This is a genomic window from Streptomyces chlorus (genome assembly GCF_042655885.1).
Classification (GTDB): domain Bacteria; phylum Actinomycetota; class Actinomycetes; order Streptomycetales; family Streptomycetaceae; genus Streptomyces; species Streptomyces chlorus.
Genome location: NZ_JBHSOA010000121.1, coordinates 1 through 5,042, shown reverse-complemented (window position 1 = coordinate 5,042; position 5,042 = coordinate 1). Strand labels below are relative to the sequence as shown.

Here is a 5,042-nt window from a genome sequence, read left to right as displayed (position 1 = left end):
ACCCCAACGACTCGTCACACCAGGCCCGGTGACCTGCACGAATCACGATGAAACTCCCTCACTGAGCGTGACGCCAGCCGGGCGGGGCTGACTACTGATTCCTTTGGATTGAATTGACAAGGGTGTAGCTCGTTCTCTGGGAAGAGCGTCGGTCAGGTGGTGAGACCGTAGTTGTGCTGGTCAGGGCCTGTTTCCGGCGTGGGATAGAGGCGGTCGTGCTCGGTGTGCAGGTGGTAGGTCCAGTACGTGTCGAAGTCACCGTTATCGATCAGAGCCCGGAGGCCGAGGATCGCTTCGGCGCCGGGCAGGCCCCAGCGGGAACCGGTGATCTCCAGGCGGTCGCCGACGATGTGACGCGCCGCTCCCTCGATCGCGCCGGTGGCGATGGGCCAGCCGGCTGCGAGGGCGGTGTCGTAGTGGAGTTGATCGAGGTGTCCGGTGAGGTAGTGCACGCACTTGTCGATGGCTTCGCGTTTGCTTCCTGTCAGGCCGGCCCGGTCGGCCTGGTGAGTCATCTCGGCGGCCGCGCGGGCGGCCTGGCCGTGCAGGATCGTGGTCAGCTGCGCGCCGACCCAGGCTTCGGCCTCGGGGGTGCCGGGTTGGTGCAGGGCGTGCGCCGCGGCCCAGCAGTACTCCGACACGTGCACGAAGTCGAGCAGGACGTGTAACTCGATGCCGCGGCGGTCGGCCTCGGTGTGCAGGAGGTCGAGTTGGTGGCGGGCGCCGTCGACCAGCGCGACCCAGCACCGCCGGTGGTGTGGGTCGCGGTCTTCTGCCTGGTCGAAGGCATCGGAGACGACACGGTCGGCGTCTTGGACCACGGACGCGGTCAGCCACTTCGCTCGCGCTTGGGGTCCCTTGCGGCGCTCGCGCTGCCCGCTGCGTCCGTCGGGCGGGGCGATGATGTCGTGCGGGCGGCGGGGGGCCGGATCCGCGTCGAAGACGCAGGCCAGGGTCGCCATGCGTTTCCGGTTCGCCTTCTCGCCCGGAGCCAGTCGGCAGCGCAGGGTGCGCGTGGCCGCCTCGGCCTTGCGGCGGGTCGCCTCGCGCAGGCCGTCGGGTCGCATCACCACGCCCTTGCCGTCGACCTGCATCACCAGCAGGGTGTCCGCGCTCGCCGGGAGGGGAATCTTCTGCTGGTAGAACGCGTCGATGTCGCGGGCCGCGGCGACGACGAGCTGTTCGGCCTGCCGCTTGCCCAGCACCTTCCCGCACCGCTGTTCGATCGCTGTCTTCGCCTGGTCGTAGGAGCCGCGGACCGCCTCCAGTACCGCGAGGCGGGCCAGCTGGTGCGAGTGCCGGCCCGCCGGCAAAGACAGGGCCGCATCGGCCGGGCGCACCCCGCTCAGCCCCTTGCCCCGCCAGACGCACCGCTTCACGGTGACCGTGCCGAACACGCAGGCCAGCAGGCGGCGATGCCCCTTCTCCCGGTGCGGGCGGGGCTGGTGGTCATGGCCGTGCACCACCGCGGGCGACGCCTGTTCCTCTCGCCTGGCCCGCAGATCGAGGTGGGCCTGGAACAGCAGACGCTGAAGCTCACGGCCCTGCTCGGTGAGCATCTCCTCCAGCTCGTGATGCGCAAGATGCGCCGTCGTCGGCCCGGCCAAGTCGGTTTTCAGGGCTTCGAAGGCCCTGACTGCGGGCGTGAACACATCGATCTCGTCGATGGCGTCGTACGGTTCCACGGTGCTCTTCTTCCTGCTCTTCGTTTCGGCTTGTCACCTTCGAAGGTAGGAAGAAGAGCCTTTATCGTTCCGCCAGTTCAGTCATCTGGGCCGTCCGCGGGAGCCAGGGAGAACAGCCCGGGCCTCTCCTCGCGCAGCCAGCCGCGTTCGACCAGCCGTTTCAGCTTCCCCCGTGTCCCCTCGATCTTCGCGGCCACCGCCGGCAGCCCGATCCGGGGCACGATCTGCTTCGCCTGCACCGGCCCCGGCGCGTCCGCGACCACTTCGACGATGTCCCGGTACACATCCGGCAGCACGTCCGGCGAGAGCCCCTCCCGCCGGTGCGGCACCATGATCGCCCCCACCGCCACCCGCGGCTTCGACTCCAACGACGGCGACGGCGACGGCGACGGCGACGGCGACGGCGACGGCGACGGCGACAGGTCAACGACCGGATCCTGGAGATCGGATCGCTCGGCCATCACCACATCCACGGCCTCCCGCGCGATCGTCCACCGGGTCAGATCATCCCGCGCCGCATCAAGGCGCTCGCTCAACTCCGCGATCTGTTCCTGGAGGTTCTCCACCCGCGCCCGCGCCGCCTCCGCCCGCGCCGCCAGCTCCTCGGTCAACGACACCATGAGCGCCCCCTACTCCACCGATCACAGTAGAAGGACGCCTACCCCCACCACACCCCGAAACGACGCTTTCCCAGCTCAGCTACTTCCCAGAGGACGAGCTACACCCAATTGACAACGGTCCTCAGTCCAGGGCGAGTCCGGCGCCGGCGAGGAAGGCGAGCAGCAGGTCCGGGCGGTACTGGGTGCGGCGCAGGGCGCGCCGGGCGGCGGTGGTGACCTCGTCCAGGACGCGGGCGACGAGGTTGCCCAGGGGGCCGTCCTTGAGGAGTCCCCACAGCCCTTCGACGGGGTTGAGTTCGGGCGCGTAGCCGGGGAGCCGGTAGACGGTCAGCCAGTCGGCGTTGTCGTCGAGGAAGGCCAGGACGCCTTTGTCGCGGGCGTGTCCGGTGAGGTTGTCCCACACCAGGACGACCGGGGCGTCCAGGTGGCGGTGCAGCCGGCGCAGCAGGTCGGGGAAGTCTGCTGCGGTGAAGTGGCCGCCTGGGCGCAGGTTGTATCGCAGTCGGGGGGTGTGGCCGGTGCGGTAGCAGCACCAGCCGGCCATCGAGGTCTTCTTGTGGCTGGCCGGGGCGGTGAGGATCGGGGTGTGGCCGCGCCGGGCCCAGGTGGTGCGCAGCGGCGGGTTCAGCGTGGCGGCGGATTCGTCCTCGAAGACGATCCAGGCCCCGAGGCCCGCCGCGGTGCTTTTACCTCGGGCCAGGTCTCCTGCCGCCAGGTGCGGATGGCCTCCTCGTCGCGTTCGGCGGCCCGGTGGACGGGGCGCTGGCAGGAGAAGCCGATGCGGCGCAGCAGCAGCCACAGGGAGCCGAGCGAGGCGTACCACACGCCGGTGGTCTCGTAGATCAGTACGCGGATACGGGGGACGGTCCAGCGGTCGGTCTCCCAGCCGTGGGCGGCCGCGCCCCGCTCCAGATCGGCCTGGAGAGCCCGGATCTGGTCCTCGGTCAGGTAGGACTTCGTCCCCGGCGCCCCGGTGGAGGCCAGCGCCGCGCGGCCGCCGGCCTGCCAGAGCCGGTGCCACCGGTGCACCGCCTGGCGGGACACCCCCAGCCGGCGGGCGACCTCGGCCTGGGGCACCCGCTCCGCGAACAACTCCGCCGCGGCCGCCCGCCGGTCCTCCCGGCGCTGCCGCTCCTTCGGCGTCAGCCCTCGGACAGTAGCCATACCACCGGCATAGCACCCAGCAGGCCGATGTCAACCCAATCCAAAGGGATCAGTAAAGGAGAAACTCCCCAGAACAAAGACGCCAGGCCACTCACAAACCAGTGGGGCGGCCGCCTTCGGCTTCACGCCGAACACGCGGACTGGTACATCCCCGAAACGGCCCCGGACCGACCAAGACCAGAGCAACGGCCAAGAGTGGTCTTATGAGGAACGTATGCCAGCTCGTGCAGCATGAGGCGGTTGCATAAGTGCGTTGTGGCAAAGGGAGTCCCTGTTCGATGAGCAGGGGCTTCTTCGTGTGCGGGGAGTGATCGCGAGGGGGTAGGGGCAGGCAGCGGGCGGCTTGTTGTTGATCGAGGAGGGTGCGATGCCGTCGGTGCTGGGGTTGATGGAACTGCGTGAGGCGCGGGCGAGGCAGGATTTGGAGTCCTGGACGGAGGTCCTGGAGCAGGCTCAGGCGGAGGTGGATGCCGCACGGGAGCGAGTCGAGCGGGCCCGGGTGGGGCGTGAGGAGCTCGTGTCGGTGCTGGCCGAGGAGAGCCCGGTGAATACGCCGGTTTCCGTGTCTTCTGGTGGTGAGGTGGCTGCTGCTGTGGGATCGGGCGGCTCCGGTGCGGGGCATGGCGAGAGGCCGCCGGTGTGGCGGTCGGGCATGGGTGAGGAGGTGCTCAGCGGCCTGTATCGGGAGGTGTTCGCCGCGGTGGTGGCCGCTTCGGGGCCGGTGAACGGGGTGGAGCTGACGCGGGCGGTGGGCCGGGAGGCGGAGATCAAGAACGAGGTGGAGAAGATCCGTCACCGTGCCTATGTGCTGGAGAAGCGGGGCTGGCTGGTGCGGGCGAAGGACGGACGGTTCATGCCCGCGCCTGGGGCCGTCGGCCGGGACGCTTCTCCGGCCAGCGCGGGGCATCGCCGGCCACCTGGCGCGACAGTCTGATCACGGCGGCCCACCACACCATCTGGGCGTGGTGGTCGGGGCGGCGTTCGTGGTCGCGGTTGAGGCGGCGTGAGCGGGAGAGCCAGCTCAGCGTTCGCTCCACCACCCATCTGCGGGCCAGGACGACAAATCCGCGGTGTCCGTCGGAGCGGCGCACGACCTCGATCCGGACTCCGTGGCGGGCGAACGCCGCGGCCAGCGCCGGCCCCTGGTAGGCGCTGTCGACCCACACCAGTTTCAGCAGCCGGCCCGGCTGGTCCATGAACGTCTCCAGCAGTGCGGGGGCGGCCTTGGAGTCGTGCACATCGGCCGTGGTCACGGTGACCTCGAGGAGCAGGCCCTCGGTATCGGTCAGGATGTGGCGCTTGCGCCCGTCACGTGACTTGCCGCCGTCGTATCCGCGACTGTCCTCGCCGACGGTCTCGGAGGCGTCCACCGACTGACTGTCGATGATTCCCGCACTGGGCTCGGCGTTGCGGCCTGCGCGCTTTCTCGCCGAACGTCGCAGGCGTTCGTACAGCTCACGCACGTAGTCGTGGGACCGCCAGCGGCGGAAGAAGTCGTAGACCGCCCGCCAGTGAGGGAGTTTCATCGTGATTCGTGCAGGTCACCGGGCCTGGTGTGACGAGTCGTTGGGGT

General features: G+C 69.6%; 6 protein-coding genes. 1 reads left to right on the top strand and 5 read right to left on the bottom strand.

The window, feature by feature from the left end:
• Positions 1-152: 152 nt before the first annotated feature.
• The 4 genes from ACFPZI_RS33600 to ACFPZI_RS33585 all read right to left on the bottom strand — a co-directional run bounded on the left by ACFPZI_RS33600 (position 153) and on the right by ACFPZI_RS33585 (position 3,469).
• Positions 153-1,685: an ISKra4 family transposase gene (locus ACFPZI_RS33600; protein WP_381370959.1), complete on the bottom strand. Its 1,533-nt coding sequence runs from the start codon at positions 1,683-1,685 to the stop codon at positions 153-155.
• A 77-nt stretch (positions 1,686-1,762) separates the two neighbouring features.
• Entirely contained in the window at positions 1,763-2,296 is a 534-nt protein-coding gene (locus tag ACFPZI_RS33595) for a hypothetical protein (RefSeq protein ID WP_381370958.1), read from the bottom strand.
• 130 nt (positions 2,297-2,426) lie between these two features.
• Positions 2,427-2,921 carry a transposase gene (locus ACFPZI_RS33590; RefSeq protein WP_381370960.1) on the bottom strand — a complete coding sequence of 165 codons (495 nt, stop codon included), beginning with the start codon at positions 2,919-2,921 and terminating at the stop codon, positions 2,427-2,429.
• An 8-nt stretch (positions 2,922-2,929) separates the two neighbouring features.
• Positions 2,930-3,469: a winged helix-turn-helix domain-containing protein gene (locus ACFPZI_RS33585; protein WP_381370957.1), complete on the bottom strand. Its 540-nt coding sequence runs from the start codon at positions 3,467-3,469 to the stop codon at positions 2,930-2,932.
• Positions 3,470-3,812: 343 nt separating this feature from the next.
• On the opposite strand from ACFPZI_RS33585, the gene ACFPZI_RS33580 reads away from it, so the two are divergent.
• Entirely contained in the window at positions 3,813-4,403 is a 591-nt protein-coding gene (locus ACFPZI_RS33580; RefSeq protein ID WP_381370956.1) for a BAR domain-containing protein, read from the top strand.
• Here the strand turns inward: ACFPZI_RS33580 and ACFPZI_RS33575 are convergent.
• Positions 4,321-4,995, bottom strand: a complete 675-nt coding sequence (locus ACFPZI_RS33575) for an IS5 family transposase (protein WP_381370955.1) — start codon at positions 4,993-4,995, stop codon at positions 4,321-4,323. The genes ACFPZI_RS33580 and ACFPZI_RS33575 overlap by 83 nt on opposite strands.
• Positions 4,996-5,042: the final 47 nt, after the last annotated feature.

What these genes read in the sequence shown, in the direction of transcription:
- ACFPZI_RS33585 (WP_381370957.1), bottom strand. Translation starts at nt 3,469, where the DNA reads ATGGCTACTGTCCGAGGGCTGACGCCGAAGGAGCGGCAGCGCCGGGAG.
- ACFPZI_RS33575 (WP_381370955.1), bottom strand. Translation starts at nt 4,995, where the DNA reads ATGAAACTCCCTCACTGGCGGGCGGTCTACGACTTCTTCCGCCGCTGG.